The organism is Roseburia amylophila, from assembly GCF_025567465.1.
Lineage (GTDB): Bacteria > Bacillota > Clostridia > Lachnospirales > Lachnospiraceae > Roseburia_C > Roseburia_C amylophila.
Genome location: NZ_JAOQKI010000008.1, coordinates 74,510 through 98,920, shown reverse-complemented (window position 1 = coordinate 98,920; position 24,411 = coordinate 74,510). Strand labels below are relative to the sequence as shown.

General features: G+C 42.1%; 25 protein-coding genes. 10 read left to right on the top strand and 15 right to left on the bottom strand.

The genetic code is table 11. The annotated features are described in order from the left end of the window. Positions 1-129: 129 nt before the first annotated feature. The 5 genes from OCV43_RS06855 to OCV43_RS06835 all read right to left on the bottom strand — a co-directional run bounded on the left by OCV43_RS06855 (position 130) and on the right by OCV43_RS06835 (position 5,091). On the bottom strand, positions 130-1,731 hold the full coding sequence (locus OCV43_RS06855) for a GGDEF domain-containing protein (protein WP_262623707.1): 1,602 nt from the start codon (positions 1,729-1,731) through the stop codon (positions 130-132). Positions 1,732-1,810: 79 nt separating this feature from the next. Continuing rightward, positions 1,811-2,626, bottom strand: coding sequence for a M23 family metallopeptidase (locus tag OCV43_RS06850; protein ID WP_262623706.1), 816 nt, complete (start codon positions 2,624-2,626; stop codon positions 1,811-1,813). A gap of 87 nt (positions 2,627-2,713) precedes the next feature. Beyond that, complete coding sequence (locus OCV43_RS06845; RefSeq protein ID WP_262623705.1) at positions 2,714-3,601, bottom strand: SpoIID/LytB domain-containing protein; 888 nt, start codon at positions 3,599-3,601, stop codon at positions 2,714-2,716. Positions 3,602-3,662: 61 nt separating this feature from the next. Beyond that, entirely contained in the window at positions 3,663-4,535 is an 873-nt protein-coding gene (rsmA, locus tag OCV43_RS06840) for a 16S rRNA (adenine(1518)-N(6)/adenine(1519)-N(6))-dimethyltransferase RsmA (RefSeq protein ID WP_118057543.1), read from the bottom strand. Positions 4,536-4,938: 403 nt separating this feature from the next. Beyond that, on the bottom strand, positions 4,939-5,091 hold the full coding sequence (locus tag OCV43_RS06835) for a hypothetical protein (protein ID WP_262623704.1): 153 nt from the start codon (positions 5,089-5,091) through the stop codon (positions 4,939-4,941). On the opposite strand from OCV43_RS06835, the gene OCV43_RS06830 reads away from it, so the two are divergent. The 5 genes from OCV43_RS06830 to OCV43_RS14130 all read left to right on the top strand — a co-directional run bounded on the left by OCV43_RS06830 (position 5,084) and on the right by OCV43_RS14130 (position 8,206). Beyond that, the gene (locus OCV43_RS06830) at positions 5,084-6,415 is read left to right on the top strand and encodes a putative DNA modification/repair radical SAM protein (protein WP_262623703.1); all 1,332 of its coding nucleotides are present in this window, start codon (positions 5,084-5,086) and stop codon (positions 6,413-6,415) included. The genes OCV43_RS06835 and OCV43_RS06830 overlap by 8 nt on opposite strands. 47 nt (positions 6,416-6,462) lie before the next feature. Beyond that, positions 6,463-7,254, top strand: a complete 792-nt coding sequence (locus OCV43_RS06825; protein WP_022244231.1) for a TIGR03915 family putative DNA repair protein — start codon at positions 6,463-6,465, stop codon at positions 7,252-7,254. Between the two features lie 92 nt (positions 7,255-7,346). After that, positions 7,347-7,745 carry an aminotransferase class III-fold pyridoxal phosphate-dependent enzyme gene (locus OCV43_RS06820; protein ID WP_331494982.1) on the top strand — a complete coding sequence of 133 codons (399 nt, stop codon included), beginning with the start codon at positions 7,347-7,349 and terminating at the stop codon, positions 7,743-7,745. After that, positions 7,738-8,043 (top strand): PLP-dependent aminotransferase family protein, encoded by a 306-nt coding sequence (locus OCV43_RS06815; protein ID WP_262623701.1) that lies wholly within the window; start codon positions 7,738-7,740, stop codon positions 8,041-8,043. Before OCV43_RS06820 ends, OCV43_RS06815 begins: the two co-directional genes overlap by 8 nt. After that, the gene (locus OCV43_RS14130; RefSeq protein WP_416906623.1) at positions 7,964-8,206 is read left to right on the top strand and encodes a FadR/GntR family transcriptional regulator; all 243 of its coding nucleotides are present in this window, start codon (positions 7,964-7,966) and stop codon (positions 8,204-8,206) included. Before OCV43_RS06815 ends, OCV43_RS14130 begins: the two co-directional genes overlap by 80 nt. Positions 8,207-8,401: 195 nt before the next feature. On the opposite strand, the gene OCV43_RS06810 is transcribed toward OCV43_RS14130, so the two are convergent. From OCV43_RS06810 to OCV43_RS06795, 4 genes are all read right to left on the bottom strand, one after another. Further along, the gene (locus OCV43_RS06810; protein WP_262623700.1) at positions 8,402-9,238 is read right to left on the bottom strand and encodes an Rpn family recombination-promoting nuclease/putative transposase; all 837 of its coding nucleotides are present in this window, start codon (positions 9,236-9,238) and stop codon (positions 8,402-8,404) included. A gap of 264 nt (positions 9,239-9,502) precedes the next feature. Beyond that, positions 9,503-10,279, bottom strand: coding sequence for a TatD family hydrolase (locus OCV43_RS06805; protein ID WP_227709869.1), 777 nt, complete (start codon positions 10,277-10,279; stop codon positions 9,503-9,505). Between the two features lie 19 nt (positions 10,280-10,298). Beyond that, on the bottom strand, positions 10,299-10,916 hold the full coding sequence (locus tag OCV43_RS06800; RefSeq protein ID WP_117842127.1) for a response regulator: 618 nt from the start codon (positions 10,914-10,916) through the stop codon (positions 10,299-10,301). Continuing rightward, positions 10,913-12,034 carry a sensor histidine kinase gene (locus tag OCV43_RS06795; protein WP_262623699.1) on the bottom strand — a complete coding sequence of 374 codons (1,122 nt, stop codon included), beginning with the start codon at positions 12,032-12,034 and terminating at the stop codon, positions 10,913-10,915. Before OCV43_RS06795 ends, OCV43_RS06800 begins: the two co-directional genes overlap by 4 nt. 170 nt (positions 12,035-12,204) lie before the next feature. Between OCV43_RS06795 and OCV43_RS06790 the strand changes: the two genes are divergently transcribed. The 5 genes from OCV43_RS06790 (at position 12,205) to OCV43_RS06770 (ending at position 17,751) form a co-directional block, all read left to right on the top strand. Continuing rightward, a complete protein-coding gene (locus tag OCV43_RS06790; protein WP_262623698.1) occupies positions 12,205-13,116 on the top strand; it encodes an ABC transporter ATP-binding protein in 912 nt (303 codons plus the stop codon). A gap of 3 nt (positions 13,117-13,119) precedes the next feature. Then, complete coding sequence (locus OCV43_RS06785) at positions 13,120-14,010, top strand: ABC transporter permease (protein WP_262623697.1); 891 nt, start codon at positions 13,120-13,122, stop codon at positions 14,008-14,010. A gap of 455 nt (positions 14,011-14,465) precedes the next feature. Further along, positions 14,466-15,407: an ABC transporter ATP-binding protein gene (locus OCV43_RS06780; protein ID WP_022244240.1), complete on the top strand. Its 942-nt coding sequence runs from the start codon at positions 14,466-14,468 to the stop codon at positions 15,405-15,407. Between the two features lie 12 nt (positions 15,408-15,419). After that, a complete protein-coding gene (locus OCV43_RS06775) occupies positions 15,420-16,589 on the top strand; it encodes an ABC transporter permease (RefSeq protein WP_262623696.1) in 1,170 nt (389 codons plus the stop codon). Then, on the top strand, positions 16,576-17,751 hold the full coding sequence (locus OCV43_RS06770; protein ID WP_262623695.1) for an ABC transporter permease: 1,176 nt from the start codon (positions 16,576-16,578) through the stop codon (positions 17,749-17,751). The genes OCV43_RS06775 and OCV43_RS06770 overlap by 14 nt, the downstream gene beginning before the upstream one ends. 75 nt (positions 17,752-17,826) lie before the next feature. Here OCV43_RS06770 and metG read toward each other — a convergent pair whose 3' ends face one another. The 6 genes from metG to OCV43_RS06740 all read right to left on the bottom strand — a co-directional run. After that, a complete protein-coding gene (gene metG / locus OCV43_RS06765; RefSeq protein ID WP_262623694.1) occupies positions 17,827-19,827 on the bottom strand; it encodes a methionine--tRNA ligase in 2,001 nt (666 codons plus the stop codon). A 589-nt stretch (positions 19,828-20,416) separates the two neighbouring features. Then, positions 20,417-20,599 (bottom strand): hypothetical protein, encoded by a 183-nt coding sequence (locus OCV43_RS06760; protein ID WP_262623693.1) that lies wholly within the window; start codon positions 20,597-20,599, stop codon positions 20,417-20,419. 105 nt (positions 20,600-20,704) lie between these two features. Next, positions 20,705-22,408 carry a methyl-accepting chemotaxis protein gene (locus tag OCV43_RS06755; RefSeq protein WP_262623692.1) on the bottom strand — a complete coding sequence of 568 codons (1,704 nt, stop codon included), beginning with the start codon at positions 22,406-22,408 and terminating at the stop codon, positions 20,705-20,707. 10 nt (positions 22,409-22,418) lie between these two features. After that, a complete protein-coding gene (locus OCV43_RS06750) occupies positions 22,419-23,621 on the bottom strand; it encodes a BMP family ABC transporter substrate-binding protein (RefSeq protein ID WP_262623691.1) in 1,203 nt (400 codons plus the stop codon). A gap of 126 nt (positions 23,622-23,747) precedes the next feature. Continuing rightward, positions 23,748-24,113, bottom strand: coding sequence for a zinc ribbon domain-containing protein (locus OCV43_RS06745; RefSeq protein WP_022244247.1), 366 nt, complete (start codon positions 24,111-24,113; stop codon positions 23,748-23,750). Beyond that, the coding region (locus tag OCV43_RS06740) for a hypothetical protein (RefSeq protein WP_262623689.1) at positions 24,100-24,411 on the bottom strand (312 nt) is incomplete at its 5' end. The genes OCV43_RS06745 and OCV43_RS06740, both read right to left, overlap by 14 nt.

Sequence of the window (24,411 nt, the reverse complement as noted above, 5' to 3'; positions counted from 1 at the left end):
TTATCTCTATATAAAGCAATCGACCAAAAAAGTATCTTACTCATATTCCATAAACTGGTAAAAAAGTATCGATTGCGGATTTTTGGCCGTTACATTTTATCTTATGCAGTTTTCTTATGTATGTTCCATTTACCGACAGCTTCCAATACAGATTCCTCCCCGGTTTTCTTCTTTGACCTGATAGAGTAAATCATCGGCTTTCTGCAAAAAGTTCTTCATCGTTCTGTCCGCATCCGGTATATCATAACAGATTCCCTGGGAAATGGATACATAGCGCTGTGCCTCTGAAAAAGCGTGCTCCATATTAAGGTCACGGATGCTTCGCTTTAATTTTTCTGTAAGAATGACTACGGCTTCTCTGGAATATCCCTCATAAATTAAAATGAATTCATCCCCTCCATACCGTGCACAGAAAATATCATCCTTTTCCGCTAACTTCTGAATTTCCTTTGCTACACGGCAGATACATAAATCACCCTTCTGATGCCCATAGTTATCATTATATTGTTTAAAATAATCGATATCCAGTATTTCCACTGCCACTGGAATTTTCTCTGCTATGGCATGTTCGAATACCTTCTGCGCATGCTGTTCTAACCGATAGCGGTTCGGGATTCCGGTCAGTGCATCGGTCTGGGACTGCTCTAAGAGAATCCTGTTTTCTTTTTCCATCTTCTTTCTGCTGTGGTTCGTCTCTTCCAATGTATAACGCATATCTAAGATGCAGGTCATGATATATTTATTTTCTTTTTCCAGTATCTCGGACAATTCAAAAAACAAACCGCATGCCTGCAGATATTCACGATTCTTTTCCTGCCGCTTATAATAACGGATTTTTAAAGTCAGAATCCGCTTCTGCATATAAATAATCTTAGCTTCCCTTGCCATCTTCTCTAAAAGTTCTACTAATTTCCAGAATTCCTCTTCCTTTCTGGTATCTAACAGCATCTCACAATAAGCATAAAGATCATCAAAAATATCAAGAATCGGCATTCTGGTATCTGATACCTTCTGCACAATTGCTATATTCCGGTCACATTCTTCTTTCTTTCCCATGGCATTACAGAGTCTTGCTTCAAAGCAGGCAAAGGCAATCTGCTCTAACTCTTCCAGATGTCCACTGCACACCTCTTTTGCCCGCAGTGCATATTCCTGTGCCTGCATATACTCTTCCTGATAAAAGCAGCTGTTTCCCAGTCCTATATAGATATTCAGAAGATAACTGTAATATTCCGGTATTTCCTTATTCTTCTGCAATAAATCATATGCCTGCTCTAAATATTTTTCTGCCTGCCGGTATTCCCCAAAATTATTATAAAGCATACCGATATTAATATTGATAATAATGCCAATATCATATAATTTATATTTTTCACAATACATTCTGGCATTCAGATAATAATCCATGGCAAAAGGAGCATTTCCACGATTCATGGACGTAATGGCAAGAATATTATAGGCTCTTGCCAATAAACCATGCTGTCTGGAATGCTCCAGGTATGGCAGGGAACAGGAAAGATTGCAAAACAGTTTATCCACATCATTCAGAAGATAATATGTCTCGCCACTGTAATAATAGGCATAGCCTAACAGTTTCTCATCATCCTGCTCTCTGGCATAATCTCTTATATTTTTACATAGCATCAATGTTTTTTCGGCATCTGTTCCCCGATTCTTCCGGACACCCTCTAACCATTCCAATACTTCGCTGCTGTAAGCATTAAAATCCATCTTTTTGCGCACCCTTTTTCGTATTTTTTAATGTCTTTTATTATATAGGTATGCGGCTCTTTTTTCAAGTATGGCTCTTTTACTCAAAGAAGCTTACCGGGTCTACCGGTTCGCCATCTTTTTGCAAGGCAAAATAAAGATTACTTCCTTCCACGGAATAATATTTCGTCGGTTCCGCAATATAACCTACCAGTTTTCCTTTGCCGACAATGTCGCCCACTTCATACGGCACTTCCTTAAGCTGCCCGTAAATAGCACTATAACCATCTCCTAAATCCATAGTCACGGTACATCCTGTGACCGCACTGTTGGAAATATCAGTTATCTTTCCTTCTGCGGCTGCGGATACCCTGTCATTTACTTCTCCGGCAATAATCACTGCCGGATTATATTTATACTGATCCAGCGTTGCAAAATACACGGTCTGATCCATGCTGTAATTTAAGACTACATTACCCTGCAATGGCCAGTTTAATCCATCCTCTTCCGCAAAATGCAGTGTTTTTGTGGTGGCTGCTGCCGCCTTTGTCTCAGGTTCATTTTCTACCTCAGCCGCTGCATTTGTTACATTTTCTTCTTCCGTCTGCCCGCTGTCGGACTGTGCCTGTCCATCCGAATCCTTTGAAGCAACTACGTTATCAGAAGGTTTTATGATACTGTCTGTCTCTGCCAGTTTTTCCGATGTTTCTTCCTCTGTCTTTGGAAGCGTTGCCACAAAATCATCCGAAGCTCCATCTTCTTTTTTATTGCCTTTGTCTTTTCCTGCATCCTTATCTGCAACATTTTCCTGCTGCTTTTTTTCTTCCTTCTGGGAATAACTATATACTGCTGTCATTGCTCCTGCTACCAGTACCATGACAGCCAGGGCAATCATCCATGATCTTCTTCCTTTCATTTTCTCACCATCCATATCTTATTTTTTATAAGTATGAACAGTTTTTTCATATATTATTCTTTTTTATATTTTATTCTTCTTTATATTTCACTTTTTTGTAATTTCAATTCCGGAATAATAATAGCTTAAAATCTCCTGATAAGTTTTTCCCTCTTTTGCCATCTCATTTGCTCCATATATGCTAAGTCCATAACCGTGTCCTAAACCTTTGGTCACAATACGTACCCTGCCATCGATTTCCCTGATATAAAAACAGGCGGAATTCAGGGAAAATGCCTTGCGGAATTCCTCCCCGCTGACACTACTGTTCCCAACCTGTATGGTTTTTACATATCCGCTTTCTTCCCGCTCTGTCACCACCAGCGTATTCACCCAATCCTCCGCTGTAAGTCCTGCTTCCGGAAATGCCTGATTGCAGGTATCCACCAGTTCTCCTGCATCATAGAATTCCACCTTAAGAAAATCCTCTGATGTAATGTCCCATATGGATTCGGCACTTTTGAGATAAGGAAGCTCTGTCCCTCTCGTTTTCTCTGCACTGACTGCAAAATAGGGAGCCTCAATTTCCTGTCCCTGATATGTTAAGACTTCCCCCTCGGTATCTATCAGGCAATTTTCTAATTTCTGATAATATCGATTATAATTTTCATTTCCAAACAATTTGGTCTGCTCTGCAACACTCAGTCCCGTCTCCGGTGCTTTTCCCTGCGACAGGGCATATTCATAATTGGTCCGCACAATAACTGCCTGCGCACGAATCGCTTCTTCTTCATAGGTAACCGGGATATCCCGTGCCAGAATAGACACAAGAGCAGCCATCTTCTCTTCTTTATCGGGATGACTGCTCTTATGTTGTATTTCATTGCTGTCTGTATCCAATAATATCTCATCCCCCTGGAACACCAGGGTCATAAGTATCGGTAATCCTGCAATAATCAGACACAGACACAGTATCATTTTTATTTTTTCTTTCATATCCTGTCCACTCCTGTTCTACATATATATGTAACAGAAATGGATGTATACCAGTAAAATATTACTGTTTCATACGCTGTCCTATCTCATTGGAAAGTTCCGCAAACTGCTCTAAGGACAGTGCCTCTCCACGAATGTTCTCCGGAACCCCAAGGCTTACGATACTTTCCTGTATTACCTCTTTCGGCAAATGTATCTCTGGGGAATTATTCAGTCCGTTTGCCAGTGTCTTTCTGCGCTGGTTAAAGGATGCCCGGATAATACGGAACATCAGTTTCTCATCTTCCACTTCTACCGGCGGCTTCTCATGCCGGGTCAGACGGATGACCGCACTGCCTACATTCGGTCTTGGCATAAAACAGTTCGGTGGTACATTTGCCACGATTTCCGGCTTCGCATAATACTGTACTGCAAGGGAAAGTGCTCCATATTCCTTGCTTCCCGGTTTCTCCTGCATACGCTCTGCCACTTCCTTCTGCACCATAATCGTAATGCTGTCAATTGGCACATGGCTTTCAAACAGTCCCATGATAATCGGTGTGGTAATATAATAAGGCAGATTCGCTACAACCTTGATTGGTTTTCCCTGGTTCTTCTCTTCTGCCAGCTTACAGATATCAAGCTTTAAAATATCTTCATTGATTACTGTTACATTGGAATAATTCTTCAGTGTGTCCGACAAAATCGGAATCAGATTCTTATCTATCTCCACCGCAACCACTTCTCTTGCCCGCTCGCAAAGATACTGTGTCATGGTTCCGATTCCCGGACCAATCTCCAATACAAAATCATCCTCCGTCACTCCGGATGCATCGATAATCTTATCCAGCACATGAGTATCTATCAAAAAATTCTGCCCGAATTTCTTCTGAAAATTAAACCGGTACTTCTGCAGTACCTCTATTGTATTCTGTGGATTTCCTAATTCCGCCATGCCTGCTCCTTTATTTAACCGCTCTTTCTTTTTTCGAATAAATGTTCGTTTTTTTGTTGCCAACTGCATTTTTCTGTGTTACAATCATTTTAGAACAAACGTTCTGATTTGTCCAGTCCTTTTTATGATAACAGAGGAAAATAGTTCTACGCAACTATTATTGGGGATTTTCATAAAACTTACAATGGAAGATGGATGGCTGGAAGCCTGTCTTGTCTTTTTCTTATGGAAAAGCGGCACTGTTCATCGAAGGACAGATGCCTGATAAGGGCTGCTAGGGGCACTTGGAATTTCATCTGAAAGCAGGCAACGCTGGTACAAGGATGTACCAGCGAGGCACATATGAACAGGGATGTGAATTTGTGCCGGTTGCCGGATAAAACTACATACTACAAAGAAATTCTTAGTGCCCTTTGCAGGCATTATGCGGCATCTGGCGTTTGATGAACAATGCTGCTCTTATCTGATAAATCATTAAAACAGGACAGGCTTCCACCACTACTTCCTTTGCAAGTGCTTCCATATATTTGATAGAAAAGGTGATTGCTTTGAACATAACAGAAAACATGTCTTTAATGGAAAAACTGACCATCCTTTCGGATGCCGCCAAATATGATGTTGCCTGTACCTCCAGCGGTGTAGACCGCAAGGGAAACGGCCATGGCATGGGTAATTCCATTGCTCCCGGAATCTGCCATACCTTCTCTGCCGATGGACGCTGTATTTCCCTGCTTAAGATTCTTTTTACCAATGAATGCATTTTCCGCTGTGCCTACTGCCAGAATAACTGCAACAATGATGTGCCAAGGGCTTCCTTTACACCGGACGAAGTCTGTACCCTTACCATGGAATTTTACCGCAGAAATTATATTGAAGGTCTTTTCTTAAGCTCCGGTATTCTCATCAGCCCGAATTATACTATGGAACTGATTTATCAGACACTTTACCAGCTCCGTGTCCGCCATCATTTTAACGGATATATTCATGTAAAAGCTATTCCCGGTGCCGACCCGGTTCTCATTGAAAAAGTAGGCTTTCTTGCTGACCGTATGAGCATTAATCTGGAACTTCCGACCGCAGACGGACTGAAGACTCTTGCACCAAATAAGTCCCGCAAAACCATCTTAAAGCCCATGCGTCTGATTCAAAATGGCATTATGGAAAATCAGAATGAGCTGATGGTTTACCATAAGACCCCGAAATTTGTACCGGCAGGCCAAAGCACCCAGATGATTATCGGTGCCACCCCGGAAAACGATTATCAGATTATGAAGGTAGCAGAAGGCTTATACCAGAATTTCCAGTTGAAACGAGTCTTCTACTCAGCCTTTGTCAATGTAAATCACAATTCCAATCTGCCAACCCTTCCCGGTGGTCCACCCCTTCTGCGGGAACACCGCCTGTATCAGGCAGACTGGCTGCTTCGCTTCTATGGTTTTTCTGCCGGAGAGCTATTAAGCGAAGACCGTCCGGATTTTAATATCTTCTTAGACCCGAAATGCGATTGGGCACTCCGCCACTTAGAAGCCTTTCCGGTAGAGATTAACCGGGCAGATTACAACACCTTACTACGTGTTCCGGGCATTGGTGTGAAATCTGCCAACCGTATTGTAAAAGCCCGCCGTCACAGCCGCCTTGACTTTTCCGATTTAAAGAAAATCGGAGTTGTCTTAAAACGGGCTGCCTACTTTATTACCTGCTCCGGTCGTATGATGTATTCCATTCCACAAAATGAAGATTATATCTGCAGCTGTCTGATGCAGGATAAAACTCAGATTCCGAAGGAAATACGGGATTCCAGTTATAAGCAGATTTCCTTCTTCGATGAAGATGCTTTAAGTGATTTTAAACTGACCACCAACGATTTATGCGTCGGATAAACTGCTATAACCATGATTTTTCAGTAAACAGGAAAGGACTTTTTCTTATGCATATATTTCTCTGTGAAGATTCCATCGATGGCATCTTTACCGGCATCTATGATGCCTGGGCCAGCAGATACGGGCACAAAAATATAAAGCTTTGTATCAATGATACAATAACTTACGAACTCTTTTCTGAATATATTACTGTCACACCGGATTCCGAAAAGAGCGAAAAGGTTGGACGCACCATTATTGCCCGTCTTGGCATGGAGGTCTATCAGGATATTCTTCAGGCGGTTCTTGCCCATGATGATAAGAAAAAGAATGAGCATCCGGACAAAGCCGACTGCATTTACCGTACACTCTTATATGGATTTTCTTTAGCGGATGGTCATCGGATTTTACAGGCTCTTGGCAATCCTTATATTGCAAGAGTCTTTGAACTAAGTCGTTCCACCGGAAATGAAGCCCACCATCTGCTTGGTTTTTTACGTTTTCAAGAACTGGAAAACGGAGTCCTGTTTTCTACCATCCACCCTAAGAATCAGGTGATTTCCGTTCTGGCAGAACATTTTACTGACCGCCTTCCACAGGAACATTTTATGATTTATGACGCAACACACCAGATTGCCGCCATTCACAAAGCCGGCAGTGGATACTTCCTTACGGATGCATCCAATTTAAATCCGGACGTTATCACACGGCTTTCCCCTGCCGAGAAGGAATACCAGAAGCTCTGGTGCGGTTTCTTTGACAGCATTGCCATTGAAGCAAGAAAGAATCCGAAGCTGCAAAGTCAGAATATTCCAAAACGATTCTGGAAAGACACGGTGGAACTGGCATCCGGTAAATAAATGTTTCTATTGTTTTCTGGCAGACTTTACCTGGCAGTCTCTACCCGGCAGACATTACCCGGCAGCAGAGTACATGCAGATGAAACCATAAACTGGATAATGTCTACTTTGCGCCATATCCTGGAAAAGATTTGTGTCCTGCCGGTATGACAGAAGAAGAACGTACCGATTATGCACTGTTTGAGCTGAATAAATTATTGAAATATGTTGTCTATCCGGAAGATGTTGCCTGCATTTATATGGTGCCGGTTATGGGCGAAGGCGGCTATGTCGTTCCTTCCAGGAAATTCGTACAGAGTGTCCGTGAAATTTGTGATAAACATGGTATTCTCCTGATTTTCGACGAAATCCAGTGTGGCTACGGACGTACCGGCAAAATGTGGGCAAGCCAGAACTTCGACGTTGTACCTGATATTATGACAGTTGGTAAAGCCATTGCCGACGGTCTTCCAATGAGTGCCGTGATTTCCCCCCCCGGAAATTATGGATAAATGGCCGGTTGGTACCCATGGAACCACTTTTGGCGGAAATCCTTGCATCTCCGATGTCCGTGGTATCGGTCTTATGGTTGCCATTGAATTTTCCCATAAGGATGGCTCCCCGGCACCAGACATCTGGGCAAAAGTAAAGAAGGGCTGCTTAGAACGCCATATGCTTACCTTAAGCTGTGACGTAAATGGAAATGGTATGCGGTTTGCCACTCCATTAAATGTCAAAAAAGAAGAAATCGATGAGGGACTTTCTGCCTTCCGAGCGTGTTCTTGCAACACAATATGGAGTCAGCCATAATGTCATCCGGGAAGCCATCAAGATTCTTACCGAGAAAAAACTGGTTACGAATGTAATCGGCAAAGGCAATTATGTTACGCTTCCAAATGAAACGGATCTTGTAGATATGGTTGAATCTGCCCTGAACACTTCCGCTTCCTGTCTTCTATATGACACTGAATAACCTGATCAGTAAATCGATTTATTATGGCGAAGGAAATACCTCTTATGGAAGAATTACTGCACAGCAGGAGCATGAACAAATTTTATTATCCCTTAAGAACCGGGATATGGATGCTTATAAAAAGGCTATCCACTTACACTTAGAATTAATCAGGCAGCTACTCCAGTAGGAGTGCTGCCCTTTTTTTGTTCCATACTACTGATATTTTTCCAGTATCCGTTTTGCCTGTCCTTCACCTATCTGCAGTTCTTCCTGCAAGAATGACAGAATTTCCGTATCTTCTTTTCCAAGTTTACGGCTGAGTTTTATAATGCCTTCTTCCAGACCTTCTTTCTTACCTTCTTCTTCGCCCTGTCTTCGAATCCTCTCTTCTCTCTCAAAACTCTTCATATATGCAAGACCTACCTCTCCATCCCGCTTGACTGCTGTTACCATCCGGTGTAACTTTTTCAGATTCTCGGTGGAAGCATTCTCTATGGATGAATGCTCCATGTAATGCAGTAGCTGTTTTAATTCCTCCGGCGGGTTTCCTTCCCTTCCTCGTGTATACAAAAATATCGTCTGCGCACCATCCTCATACTCTAATTCCGGCACTTCGATACAACAATTCTTGATAGTATATACCATACGATTCAGTCCAAAGGGGTCATAAGTTGTAATAAAAATTACGATGACATTCCGAAGACTCCCATAGGTATCACCTGCAGTCAGATTGCCTGCATCAATCTTCGCATGGTAAAACCGGACTCTCCGTGGCAATGATACAATTTCTTCTTTCCCATCATTCTGGTCTGCTTCTATATCAAAGATTTCTCCGTTCTCTTCATCCAGATATACATCCAGCCGAATGCCGTGGGTTTCTATATTCTCTCCGCAGAAGAAACGCTGTGGCACTACCGTAAGCTTTCCTATCTGCCGGTGCAGAATACACTCCAAAATATACCTCGCCGACTGTTCCCCATAAATTTTGTGACTGGTCAGGCTGTTTACCAGAAAGTCATCCACCAAATTCAATTCTTCTAACGTTTTCATGTTTCCTCCTTTTCCCATAGTACAAGGAAAAGCAGGATTACATATCCTGTTCCGATTCTGAAATTCCGCTTATTCAATGCACTATGCGTTCGTAAATTGTAATTAGAATTTAAAAGCATAGAATTCATTGAATTGATACCAGAAATTTAGATTGGCTTTTGCCACTCGAAAATCAGAACATATGCTTTGTGTTGATTGTAACAAATACATATTTATAATACAAGTAAAATATTTATAAAATCTGATTCCCTTCTGACAGGAAGGTCACCTCACTTTTTGAAATAATTTTTTTGCATTCTCCCAGGTAACTGCTTCCACTTCTTCCGGTGTTGTTCCGGTCAGTTCGGCGATGGTTTTTACTACATAAATAAGATTCCTTGAATCGTTCCGGGTGCCACGATGCGGTTCCGGTGCCATATATGGACAGTCAGTTTCCAATACAATGTGAGGCAGTCCGATTTCTGCTACGGTCTCCTTTAACTTCTTTGCATTTTTAAAGGTAACTACACCGCCGACACCAATGTAATATCCCATTTTCACATATTCTTTCGCCATTTCCTTTGAATAAGAATAACAATGTATGACACCCGGAATGCCATCCTTATGCGCCTGCTGCATAATATTCATGGTATCCTCTGCGGCATCTCTGGAATGAATGATAACCGGAAGACTCATCTCTTTTGCCAATGCAAGCTGACGGCAGAACATTTCCCGCTGTGCCTGCTGCACTGTTGGCTCCTTATCCCAATAATAATCAAGCCCGATTTCTCCGATGGCAACGGTTTTCTCCCAGGAAGCCTTTCCCTTTATCCATGCTAAATTTTCTTCCGTTGCATCTTCGATATTGCTTGGATGAATTCCGATTGCTGCATAAATATAATCGTATTTCTCTGCCAATGCTACGCTATCCACGCAGCCGGCAAAGTCTGCACCTACGTTAATTACCCGCCTTATGTTCTGCTCCGGAAGAGAAGAAACAAGCTGTTCTCTGTCCTCTTTGAATTTCTCATCATCATAATGTGCATGTGTCTCAAAAATCATAAAAATCCTCTTTCTTTTTTTATAAATGCTGGTAATAAAATACCGCCAGCTGCGTCCGGTCTCTTAGGGACAGCTTTTCCAATATGCTGCTGATATAGTTGCGGACGGTTCCCTCACTTAAAAATAATGCTTCTGCAATTTCTTTATTGCAGCGTCCAAGTGCCACCTGGTGAATGATTTCCTGCTCTTTTTCACTGATATCATAGCTGGCATAGTCAAAGCTTTCCTTATTCTGCATCAGAACCGGAAGCTTATTCACAATTTCTCCACCAAAAACGCTCTGTCCGCTCATGACTGCATTTAACGACGGAACAATTGCTGCAAAATCCTGCTTCAGGCAATAGCCTTTCGCACCGATTCGTAACGCCTCCACAATATATTCATCATCAGAAAATGTGGTCAGAAACAGCACCCTTGCCGTCTTGTCTTCTGCAAGAATCTGCTCTGCCGCATCCAGCCCATTCATAGGCTTCATCTGGATATCCATTAATAAAATGTCCGGCTGAAGCTCTTCATACAATTTTACCGCTTCGCTTCCATCGGTGCCTGTTCCAACTACCTCCACTCCCTTGGCGCAGAGAATGGTCTGCAGGGAAAATACCACATCTTCGTCATCATCTATTATCAGGACTCTCATACTGCCTCCTCTTTCTTTCGAATTGATATAAATATTTTAAAACCTTTTTCGTAGTTTACATGAATGCTTCCGCCCAGCGACTCCACACGTTCCCGCATATTCGAAAGTCCCATGCCTCCGGCTGCACTCTTAAGGTCATCCTTTTCTTCCCGCATCTGCTCCGTTGCTTTTTTCTGCTTTTCCTCATCCGTACCATTGTCCTCGATGGTCATCTGATACAGTGCTGGATGTTCCCTGAGAACAATCTCAATCCGGTCACCGTTGCTGTATTTGACAATATTTGACATTGCTTCTTTTACGGCTGCGATAAAACAATATTTGACTTTTCGTGGAACATTCTGTGACATATCGTATTCTAAATCCAGATGATAATGCTGCTTCATTTCCCGGGTTGCCTCTAATAATGCCTGCTTTAAATCCACGGAATCATCATGCAGATCATGCACACTTTCCCGGATATTATTCATGGCAAGATTTAAGGTATCATTTACCTTTAAAAGCTGACCATGCAGCGGCTCTTCTTCATATACGGTGCTCAGTGCTCCCATCTGAAGAATTGCCCGGGACAGCATATGTCCCACGTTATCATGGATTTCTCTTGCAATCCGGTTCCGCTCTTTTAGCGTTGCCATATAGATTTCTGTATCCTGTTCCTCTAAAAGCTTGCGGTTCTTCTCCCGCATCACAAAGCTTAACTCCGTGCTGGTATCCCGGAGCCGAATCAGATTCCGCTTTAGCTCCGTTGCCTGTCTGGTGCAATAAGCCAATAGCACCGCTGCCAATGACAAAAAGAGCCAGATGGCTGTCATCCATGGCTGGTACACCGGCAGTGCATAAAAGAATAAAACTGCAAATCCCATACCCCACCACAGGCCAAACCAGAAGCTGTCAAAAAACACCAGCGGCAACAAAAAGGTAAATCCCGGCTCGATTAGGCACAATACTGCCATTGCTATCAGCAATGCGCCAATGACTTTCCGGTTTTCAATATAAAGAGTCAACGCTGCCACAATCAGACCAATGATGAAGATTACAACTCTGCGGTAGTCTCCCTCTAACTGGAAAATAAGGCAGCTGCACATGGCAAAAAGAAGTAACTTATCCAGTATTCTTAACATTTTTCTTCCCCTTCCTTAGGGTTCTACTGCATTTACTGTATCATTTTTCCTAAGATATGACAAATGTCATTTTATTTCCTGACAGAATGCACTTACCAGTCCTCCGGTCACTCTACTATACTACATTTATAAAACCGCTATTATTTATCTCTATCTACAGGAGGCATAACATGGATGCAATACAGATTTCACACTTGAAAAAATATTATTCCGATATAAAAGCAGTAGATGATATTTCTTTTTCTGTTAAAAAAGGAGATTTATTTGGACTGCTCGGTGTAAATGGTGCCGGAAAATCCACTACAATTCATATTCTTTGTACCTTACTGAAAGCAACTGCAGGAACTGTCAAAATATGTGATTACGATGCTTTAAAAGAAGCCGATGCCATCCGCAATAAAATTGGAGTTGTTTTTCAGAATAATACTTTAGATGATTATCTGACAGTAAAAGAAAATCTTTTGATGAGAGGCTTTCTATATGAAAAAGATTTAAAGACGGTTCAAAAAAATCTCTATGAGATTGCCGAAATTCTTAACATTCAAAATTTATTATCACGACCTTTTCGTAAATTATCCGGTGGTCAGAAACGACGCTGCGAAATTGCCCGGGCACTCATGAATACTCCTGAAATATTATTTCTAGATGAGCCTTCTACCGGGCTTGACCCGCAGACCAGAAAACTTATGTGGGACTGTCTGGAAAGTCTCCGGTTAAAGCGCCATATGACAATTTTTCTCACCACACACTATATGGAAGAAGCCTCTATGGCACAACAACTTTGCATTATGGATGCCGGAAAAATCATTGCTTCCGGCTCTCCATCCCAGTTAAAAAATAAATATGCTTCCGATACTTTAAAAATCTATACTGACAAAATTACACCATTGAACCGGGAATTGGCTGCTCTTTCACTGGCTTCTTATCGTCTCCCTAACGGAATTGCAATTCCCCTATCTACTACCAAAGATGCTTTGCATATCATGCCCCGGATAACCACTCCCTATGATGGCATTGAAATTATTCAAGGCAGTATGGATGATGCTTTTATTCAAATAACAGGAAAAAAACTGGAGGATTAACCTATGATACTAATTTCATTTATAAAACGTAATATCTTACTTTATTTCCGAGACCGAATCAGTGTATTCTTTTCTCTTCTTTCTACTCTTATTGTGTTAACCCTTATGATTGCATTTCTCGGACAGGGAAATATTGATTCCACAATTCAGGTTCTTGGAACCGGTCTGAAATACGAAGCTGTTCATGCATCTTCGCTCATCATTATCTGGACCATTGCCGGCATCCTGGTTGTCAATGCCGTAAGCATTTCCATGACTCTGGTGGGAACCATGGTAAGAGATGAGGAATCCGGTAAGATATCTGCATTTTTTGTTGCACCCGTAAAACGCGGATACTATGTTGCAGGTTATGTCATTGCTGCAATTATTGTCTCCTTTATCATGTGCCTGCTCACATTGATAATCGGAGTCATCTATCTTGGTATTGCTAATGGCTCCTTTATAGCTGCCCGTGATACTTTAGAAATTCTCTTTGCACTTCTTGCAATTATTTTTTCCTCTGCTTCCTTTGTCTTTTTATGCGCTTCTTTTATTCATACCAATAGTGCATTCAATGGTCTGACCACGCTTTTGGGTACTCTGATTGGATTTTTTGCTGCAATTTATGTTCCATACGGCAATATGCCCCAGACTCTTAAATATATCATCCGCTTTCTTCCAGCCTTTCAGGGGGCTTCCGCCATTCGTGAAATCTGGATGAATCAGGAATTGCAATGGTTTCATTGCCCCTCCGAAATAAAGACCGGATATGCGGATTATATGGGACTTACCATTTCTTTTGGAAATGCCACTCTTTCCCCTCATATGAAAATACTATATATGTTTATCTCAGGTCTTATCTTCCTTGGTCTTGCAACGGCTATTCTTTCAAGGAAAAGACAACAGGAACGTTAAGATATGACAAATGTCATTTTATTTCCTGACAGAATGCACTTATCTTCTGCAGCTCTTTTCCCTATACTTAAGTTATAGGCGATTGCGAGAAGAGAAAATTTCATAAAGAAGCTGGCTTGCCAATGTCTGGCAAAAGCGCTGGAGCGTTCATCGGAATACGGATACCTTATGAGGCTTGTTAGGGGCACTTGGAATTTCGCCCAATATCCGGCAACGCCGGTACAGGGATGTACCGGCGAGGCGCATATGAACATGGATGCGAATTTGCGCCGGTTGCCGAAAAAACTACTCATGTTTCGAAATTCTTAGTGCCCCTTTTCAAGCATCATGCAGTATTCAGTTTCGACGAACACTCCAGTGCTTTTGATGTAACACAGCAAAACAGTTTTTATAAATTTCTTTTCTCCTCTCGCAATCGCCTGCACAACCAATCAACCTAAAAAAGGAGGAAACCTATGAGTACCCCAGTTGTAAAAATAGAAAACCTGGTGAAACGCTATAAAGAGCTTGTAGCATTAGACCACTTTAACTTAGAGATTGAAGAAGGTGAGATTTTCGGTCTGCTCGGTCCAAACGGTTCCGGCAAGACTACAACCATCAACTGCCTTCTTTCCCTGCTTTCCTATGACAAAGGAAACATTGAAGTATTTGGAAAAAAGATGAACCCGGATAGTTATGACCTGAAGCGGCAAATCGGCGTTGTTATGCAGAACGTTGCCGTAGTGGATGAACTGACGGTATATGAAAACATTGATTATTTCTGTGGGCTTTATGTAAAAGATAAAGCACTCCGGAAACAGTATGTAGAGGAAGCCATTGCTTTTGTAGGCTTAGATGATTTCCGTAAATTCTTTCCGAAGAAATTATCCGGCGGACTTTTAAGGCGGTTAAATATTGCCTGCGGCATTGCCCATAAACCAAAGCTGATTATCATGGATGAGCCGACCGTTGCCGTTGACCCGCAGAGCCGGAATAAGATTCTTGAGGGAATCGTGGAGCTGAACCGGAACGGTGCCACCATCATTTACACGTCCCATTACATGGAAGAGGTGGAGCAGATTTGTTCCCGGATTGCCATTATGGACAAAGGAAAAAATCTTGCCATCGGCACGAAGGATGAATTAAAGCAGATGATTAAGAAGAGTGAAAGCATTTCCATTGATATCTTAGACCTGCCGGATGCAGCAATCGATGAAATCCATGCTTTAAAACATGTTTATGAAGTAACTTACGAAAATCACATGCTGACCGTTTTATGCAGCGGTGGAAGCCACAATCTCATTCATGTGCTGGATTATCTGCAGCAGCATGAGATTACCTTCGGAAAAGTGTATTCCGAGCTTCCGACCTTAAATGACGTATTCTTAGAGATTACCGGCAAAGAATTAAGAGACTAGGAGGAGAAAGATATGCTTCAAATCATGAAATATCATTTCCGGATTCTCCTTAGAAATAGGGAGCAGATGTTCTGGATACTGCTTTTTCCGATTCTGCTTGGCATTATGTTCAAGGTAGCATTTTCCAATATCAGCAGTTCCGAAATACAAAAGCCGGTTTCCATTGCTGTTGTAGAAGAAAATAATTCGGATGCATTAAAAAATATCAAGACCTTTTTAGAAAAAACGGAATTAAAAGATGGAGTTGCCCTCTTTGTTCCAACCTACTGCACAGAAGAAAAAGCCGTTTCCCTGTTAAAGGATCAGACAGTGGATGGTATTTTGTATACAGATGATTCTGCATCTGATACAGTCACACTTTCCCTTACGGTTTCTTCTTCCAGCTCTGATACCGTCCGCATGAATCAGAGTATTTTGCAGGCATTTGTAAAGCAGTACAATTCCTCGGTTTCTGCCATTGCGGATACTGCAAAAAATCACCCGGAGAACTTAGAAGCACTGCTTCAAAGTCTCTCTGAGCAGGTTACTTATACCAAAGAAGTTTCTTTAAACAAACATAATACCGATACTTATACACAGTACTTTTACAATCTGATGGCTATGGCATGCCTCTTTACCAGCCTTTCCGGACTGTATGTTTCCCTCAATAACCAGGGAAATCTCTCCGCCATTGGTGCAAGACGCAATGTCTCTCCGGTTCATAAAATGAAGGTCATTATAGCAGAGCTTTTTTCCAATGTGATATTCCAGTTTATCTGTAATCTGGTTTCCTTTGCATTTATTGTACTGGTGCTTAAGATTGATTTAACCTACCATCTCCCACTGGCAATCCTTACTGTATTTGTCGGCTGTCTGACCGGAACTGCCATGGGCTTTTTCGTAGGTGCCATCGGAGCCTTTTCCGAGGGAACGAAACAGGGAATTCTTGTCTCCGGCAGTCTGCTGCTTTGCTTCTTAAGCGGGCTTATGGTTGGAAATATGTGGATTATTGTCGAGAATACCTGCCCGGTTATCAACCGGATTTCACCGGCTGCCCTGATTTCCCGTGCCTTCTATACACTGGGCATTCAGGATAACCTAAACCAGTATTTCCAATGTATTCTGACACTGGTTGGCATTTCCGCTCTCTTCTGTTTGGGTGGATTCTTACTGACAAGGAGGAAAAGATATGCAAGTATTTAAAACTTTTCTGAAAATTGCAAAGAAGAAATTTCCTTCTGTGCTTTTATACTATATTATTTTTACCGTTATTGTAATTGCCATGAGTAAAATCGGAGCATCCGACCATGAAACTTCTTTTACTGCCACAAAGGCAGACATTTATATTATTGACGAGGATGACAGCACTGCAAGCCACGCTTTAAGTGATTATCTTTCCTCCATGCACAATCCGGTCACTTTAAAGGATACGGATACTATGACCTTACAGGATGCCCTTTATTATCAAAATGTTGACTATATTTTAACCATCCCGGAAGGTTTTGAAGAACAGCTTACTGATTCTGATGCCAGAGATTTCCTTCCGGTTTCCATGCGAAAGGACAACTCCAATGGCTATTTTGTAGACCAGCAGGTAACTGAGTATCTTTCCAGTGTCCGCTTATTTATGGCTGGTGGCTTCTCTCTTTCCGAAGCAGTAACAAAATCCAGTGAATCACTTTCCAAAGGAAACGATACTACGGTTCTTAAGCTTGAAGAAAAGGAAACGGATGGTGCACAGATTGGACTTACCTATTTCTTCCAGTATCTTCCTTATGTACTCATTAATATGCTGTTACTTGGTATGACTCCGATTCTGATGACCTTTAACCAGAAAGATTTAGGTGCAAGGATTTCCTGCTCCTCTCTTTCCTTAAAGTCCAGAAATGCGCAGATTACTTTAGGATGTATCGTATTCAGTCTCTTTGTATGGCTGCTCTTTATCCTGACTGCACTTTTTATCTACGGACCAGACACTCTGTTCTCGATAAACGGACTCCACTCTCTTTTAAACAGTGCCATGGTTCTGCTGTTTTCCATAGCACTTACGCTCCTTGTAAGTACTTTTGCACTCAAACAGCAGTCCCTCAGTATGATTGCAAATGTTGCCTCCCTGGGATTGAGTTTCCTCTCCGGAATCTTCGTTCCGCAATACCTTTTGGGAAAAGGTGTTCTTGCTGTGGCGCATTTTCTTCCAACCTACTGGTATATCCGCCTCAATTCCATGCTGGGCGGCATATCAGATGAAATACTTACCACCGCAAAATACTGGCGCTTTATCGGTATCCAGTTTGGCTTCTTCGTCGCAATATTCTGTATTTATCTGGTTTCCAGCAAATACCAGAAACGTAGCCGCAACGCATAATAGAACCCCCGGAAAAACCAATTTGCAATGGTTCTTCCGGGGGTTCTTTATATAGCTAATCTGAAAATCTTATAATTAGCAGATTTCTGCTCCTGCCGGCATATCCTTTTCCGGTGTCAGAAGTGCTAATTCTCCATTTTCATCCTCTGCGCAAAGTAACATTCCTTCAGATAATACACCTGCAAGTTTTGCCGGTTTTAAGTTTACTAATACCATAACTTTCTTGCCGACCATTTCTTCCGGTGTGTACTGTTTGCGGATACCGGATACAATCTGTTTTACCTGGCTTCCGATTCTTACCTGTGAACACAGTAATTTCTTGGATTTCTCTACTGCCTTACACTCGATGATTTCCCCAACCTGGAACTGCATTTTCATAAAGTCATCATAAGTGATTTCTTCCTTTGGCTCAATGTCGATGACAGCAGCATCTGCTTTTGCTTCTGTCTCAACTTCTTTGCCTAATGCTTTCTGCTCTGCTTCGAATTCTGCTTTCTGGGCAGCGCGGATTGCTTCTACCTTCGGCATTACTTCCTTCGGGTCTAATCTTGCGAAGAGAATCTCCGGTTTCTCCGTTACTTTATTATCATTTGGATAAAGTCCAAACTGATTCAGCTCATCAAATCCACGCAGTCCTGTATTCAGCTGCGCTGCGATTTTCTCTGCGGTCTCCGGTAGAAAGCTTGCTAAAAGGCTTGCGCCGATAGCGATGGACTCGGTCAGATTGTAAAGCACTTCGCTTAAGCGGTCTTTCTTTGCTTCATCCTTTGCCAGTACCCAAGGTGCTGTTTCATCAATATATTTGTTGCAGCGACGGAATACGTTAAATACTTCTGTAATCGCATCTGCCACACGAAGTCCGGACATCTTGTCTGCAATCTTATCTCTTGCGCCGGTTACGACTGCCTTCAAATCGTCATCTACTTCTTCTGTGACTCCGGTACTCTTTACGACACCGTCAAAATATTTATTACTCATGGAAATGGTACGACTTACCAGGTTTCCAAGGATGTTGGCAAGGTCGGAATTGAAACGCTCTACAACCAACTCCCAGGTAATGATTCCATCATTTTCAAATGGCATCTCATGCAATACGAAATAACGGGTTGCATCTACACCAAAGAGGTCTACCATATCATCAGCATAGATTACATTTCCCTTGGATTTACTCATTTTTTCGCCGCCCTGTAAGAGCCATGGATGTCCAAATACCTGCTTTGGCAGTGGCAGGTCTAATGCCATTAAGAAAATCGGCCAGTAAATGGTATGGAAACGGATGATGTCTTTTCCAATCAGATGTAAATCTGCCGGCCAGTTCTTTTTGAATAAATCGGAAGAATTGCCATCTGCATCATATCCGATCTTGGTAATGTAGTTGGTCAGTGCATCCAGCCATACATATACTACATGCTTTGGATCAAAGTCTACCGGAATTCCCCAGGAAAATGAGGTTCTGGATACACATAAATCCTGAAGTCCCGGAAGTAAAAAGTTGTTCATCATCTCATTCTTACGGGATACCGGCTGAATAAATTCCGGATGAGTGTTGATATGCTCGATTAAGCGGTCTGCATATTTGCTCATTTTAAAGAAGTATGCTTCTTCTTTTGCCGGCTGCACTTCACGGCCACAGTCCGGACATTTTCCATCTACTAACTGGGACTCCGTCCAGAAAGACTCACACGGAGTACAGTAAAGTCCCTCATAGGAACCCTTATAAATATCACCTTTATCATAAAGTTTCTTAAAAATCTTCTTAACCTGTGTCTCATGGTCTTCATCGGTAGTACGCACGAAATTATCATAAGAAGTATTCATCAAATCCCAGATTCTCTTTACTTCTCCGGCAACTTCGTCTACGAACTGCTTCGGTGTAATTCCTTTTTCCTCCGCCTTTAATTCAATCTTCTGTCCATGTTCATCGGTACCGGTCTGGAAATATACATCATAGCCTTCCAGTCTCTTGTATCTTGCGATTGCGTCTGCCAGTACAATCTCATAAGTGTTTCCAATGTGCGGTTTACCTGATGTGTAGGCAATCGCGGTGGTCATGTAAAACTTTCCTTTGCTGCTCATCTTCATTCTCCTTTTTATACTTTTGGTGCTCCTCAAGCGTTCCTGCGAGCCGCTTCGCTACTCGCGACCTGAGAAACTTCGTTTCACAGGTTTTCGCGGTGCTCCTCAAATGCTCGTGCAAGCACGGCATTTTCATCGCTACTCGCGAAAAAAATCCCGCCTTCTAATGAAAGAAGACGGGTGTTATCCGTGTTACCACTTCTATTTTACACATACCTTACAATATGTGCCTCATGAAGTATCCTGCAATACTTCCCGCTATAACAGGCGGTCCTGTCGAAGCTTTGTCTCTTAAGATTCAGCCCCGCCACTCCAAAGCCATCTTCCATCTATCGCCCTTGATTCCATCTCAGCTAAACCCTGCGGTTTATTGGAACTCTCTGTACAATTCCGATAAATGTACTCTCTTCTTCCTTGCGTTTATCATCTAGGTGTAAAACTAACACAATTTATTTGAAAAGTCAACCTTTGCAACCGGACCATCCGATATCCTTAAGCTTCACAAATTGCCTTTATCATCTGGTAAATCTCATCTTTATTTTTCTGCAATACTAATTCAAGTTCAGAATACAGAAGATTTTCTGCCAGATTAAAATAACGTCCATCTACTGTAGTTGTTTTCTTTCCCTGCTCCTGGCGCGTCTTTTTCCTCTGATAGATTAGCTTGATAATACAATTTGTTGGAATCTGCTACAAAATCCGGATTTACAATGTCCTTTATTTTGCATACTCCATTTGTTGATTTTACAATATATGCTCCAATTGGATACATTTTCTCACCTCTGACACCGCATATTTTCTCTTTTTATGATAAACTTTTCAGTCTGCGATTTCAAAGGCACTTTTTCACAATTTTAGAATTGCTATGGTTGTATATTTATTCCACATGGAAATACTGTACGCTTCCTGCCAGCTGGTCAGCAATCTCACGAAGCTGCTCTGCGCTCATGTATACCTGCTTAAAGGTATCTACAACCTCTTCCGTATCTTCGTAAGTCTTTTTCGTTCCGGATACACTGTCCTGCGCTATATTAGAAAGAGTCTCAACTGCCTGCAGAACCTCATTTCTCACATTTGCAAGATGCTCTGTGGTCTCTTTAATCTGCTGGATACTCTGCATGGAATTGGCTATCTGTGCCACAACCTCTTCCACTACCTTCTGGGTATCCTGCATGCTCTCGCTCTGGCTCACAATGATCTCCTGCATCTTCTGCATAATCTCTACAGCCTTCTGGGAATCCTCGCTTAACATCATGGCAGTCTCTTCTATCTCACTGCTGGACTGGTTGGACTGCTCGGATAATTTCTTAATCTGTTCTGCAACAACTGCAAATCCCCTGCCGCTTTCACCGGATCTGGCTGCCTCAATGGATGCATTCAGACTGAGTAAATCCGTTTCTTCTGCTATGGATGTAATAAATGCAGTTGCCTTATGAATCTGCTGCACAGAATCATTGGTACGGTTGGTCTGTTCCTGTACTTCGCCGATAATCCGCTCTACTTCGCTGTTGATATGCTGCAGGTTTGATAGTGTTTCTGCTGCTTTTTCACTGGATTGATGCATGAATTCCGCATTGCTGTTTAAGGCTTCTACCTCTGCGGAAGTCTCTGTAATATTTTCTCCCATCAGACGCATATGCTCAGAAGTACTCTTTGAATTTTCTGCCTGTTCGGCAGAATTCTCCACAATCCGGTTTACAGCGGAGCGTACCTTATTCATCGTTCCATTGGTATTATCTGCCGCTGTTCCAAGTAAAGAGGATGCCTCTAACAGCTTCTGGACATTCTGGTTAATTTCAAGAATCGTCCTCTGCATCGCATCACGCAGGGTAATCGTAACTCTGGAAAGGTCTCCGATTTCATCCTTACTCTTAAGCAGCTTATTATTCACCTGCACATTCAAATTGCCTGCTGCAATCTTCTCCACCGCTTTAATACTGGTTCTGATATTCCTGCTGATAGTGCTTGCCAGCTTCGTGCTGACAATCAGGCAGACCAGCATAATTGCTGCCACCGCTGCCACAATCGATCCTAGAAGCCGCATTATAACAGCATCTTTATCATGCTTATTGGTTCCTACGAATATCATTCCCACAATATCTGTATCGGAGCCATTCTGATATACCGGCATAAAATAACCATAATTTAAAGTTCCTTCTATAGATACTGCTTCACTAAAACATTCTTCTCCACCATTTAATACTTTTTCTACAATGACATCTCCTGCTTTGGATTTTAAGATTCGATTTCCATTCTCATCCATTGCCGAAGTCATGATTCGTTTATCTCCATAGAAAAAAGTTACATCCATTCCGGTATTATCTTTAATCCGGTCTACCAGATTCTCTGATTTGGAAATATTGTAACTTCCCTTCCAGATATCCCCATTGCTGGTCTCAAGATAATCTCCGGTATTCTGGTCATATGCTGCCAACGTTGCGGCAGCAGTTCCCTTTAATGCATCCTTTGTCTCATCCATCATGGAATTCTTCACCATGGTTACGGTAAATAGTATGGTGATAATTCCTAATATCAATACCGGTCCAATTGTAATTGCCAGAATTTTTTTCTTTAGATTCATTTGCTTCCCCCTACTCTACCACTTCAACCGTCTTAAAATACCAGTCTATTCCTCCGGTAATTGTCGCATCATCTAATGTTTTTCCTTCTTTTCCTACGGTTTCTCCGGTATTGGTCTCAATTACACCATCAAACACTCCATTTTCCCCGGAAAGAATCGCTGCCTTTGCCTCCTCTACTTTCTCCTCAGTTCCATCTGCGCAGAAATCAGCAAGCGACGTAAGTCCTACCAGGTTCTCATTCATTCCTCCATAATAATTGCTGCCATCCCAGGTTCCGTCGATAACACTCTGCACTGCTGATGTATAATAGGCACTCCAGTTCCAGATAACACTGCAAAGACAAGCCTCCGGTGCATTTTTACTCATATCAGAATTATAACCGATACTGTAAACGCCTTTTTCCTGTGCCAATGTCTGCGGATATTCTGTATCACAATGCTGTGCAATTACATCACAGCCCATGTTAAGAAGCATCTCTGCTGCCGCCTTCTCTCCGTCCGGGTCAAACCAGCTGTTTGTAACTTTTACATAGACCTTTGCATTCTGATTGACCGAATAAATTCCCATTGCAAATGCATCAATTCCGCCGGTTACCTCTGAATTAGTTGAATCCATCGCTGCCACATAACCGATTTTATTGGACTTTGTATTCATACCCGCTACGATTCCGCTCAAGTAACGTGCCTGATAAATTCTTCCAAAATAATTATTGAAATTCTTTCCATTACTCATATATCCGGTTCCATGAGAAAAATAAATATCCGGATATTCTTCTGCCATCTCTGCGGTGGTTTCCATATAACCCCAACTTGTAGTGAAAATAATATTACAGCCTTCGTCAATGCATTCCTGTATTGCTGCTCTGGTTGCATCTGCATCAGTATCCGAAATATTAATTTTACGCACAATCTGGTCATCGGAAAGATTTAAGTTCTGCTGCATTCCCTGAATACCAAGATCATGGGTATATGTATAACCACTTCCATCTGCCGGATCGGATAGATGAATGACACCTACCTTAATCTCATCCTTCGGTATCCCCCCGGTATCACCCGATGTGTTATCCGCCACTGCTTCTGTGCCTTCTTCTGTGCTGTCACTGCCTTCATTGGTAGCATAATCGTCTAACTGCGTGCTTTTCCCGCATCCGGAAAAAACCAAGCTGGCTATCACTAATAAAGCACCGGTCAGCTTTATCATTCGTTTCTTCATAAATTGCTGCACCTCCCTATACCTTTCTCTTCCCTATTGGTATACCATTTATTATATCTTATGTTTTTTCATAAAACAACCTACCCATTGGTATGATTTTCTCAAAACAAATGGGTAAGTTGTCCACTAATCTTCAAAGATATTCAGTTTTGCTCCACATTTTCCACAGAACTCTGTGTCCTCCGGCACAGTTGCGCCACACTGCGGGCACTGACGCGCTCCTTTAATCTTTAATACTTCCTCTTTCATATGGTCAATTGCTGCAAATGCCTCTGCAATTGCCTGCATCTGCTGTCCATATGCACCATCTGCTTCTTCCTTGTGGTCTTCATAATAAAGCTTTCCAATCTGTGCATACTGCTTTTCAATAAAATCCTCTTTTGCCTTGATGTCAAAGTTTAACTTTGCAGTTCCGGATAAATCTTTTGCCTTCTGTGTGACATCCTTTCCTGCAGTTACCAGTTTCTCTCCCATGCGGTCAAAAAAATCCATTGTGTATCCTCCTATTCTTACTATATTCCCCTGCGCGTCCGCACTTTACCTGATTATATACCTCTTGATATTGCTTTTCAATTGGGCGAATCTTAAAAAAGAATAAAGTTTTCTCGATGGTTTGTGGAATAAAAGAATGCTGGATTTCCACACTGTTTATCGAGTCCAAATGCGAAATAAGGGCTGCAAGGGGCACTAAGAATACCGAATGTCCGTGTTGTTCAGCAAAGTGCGGATGCATGATAAGGGCGGCAAGGGGCACTTGGAATTTCGGATAGCATCTGGCAACGGCGGCACA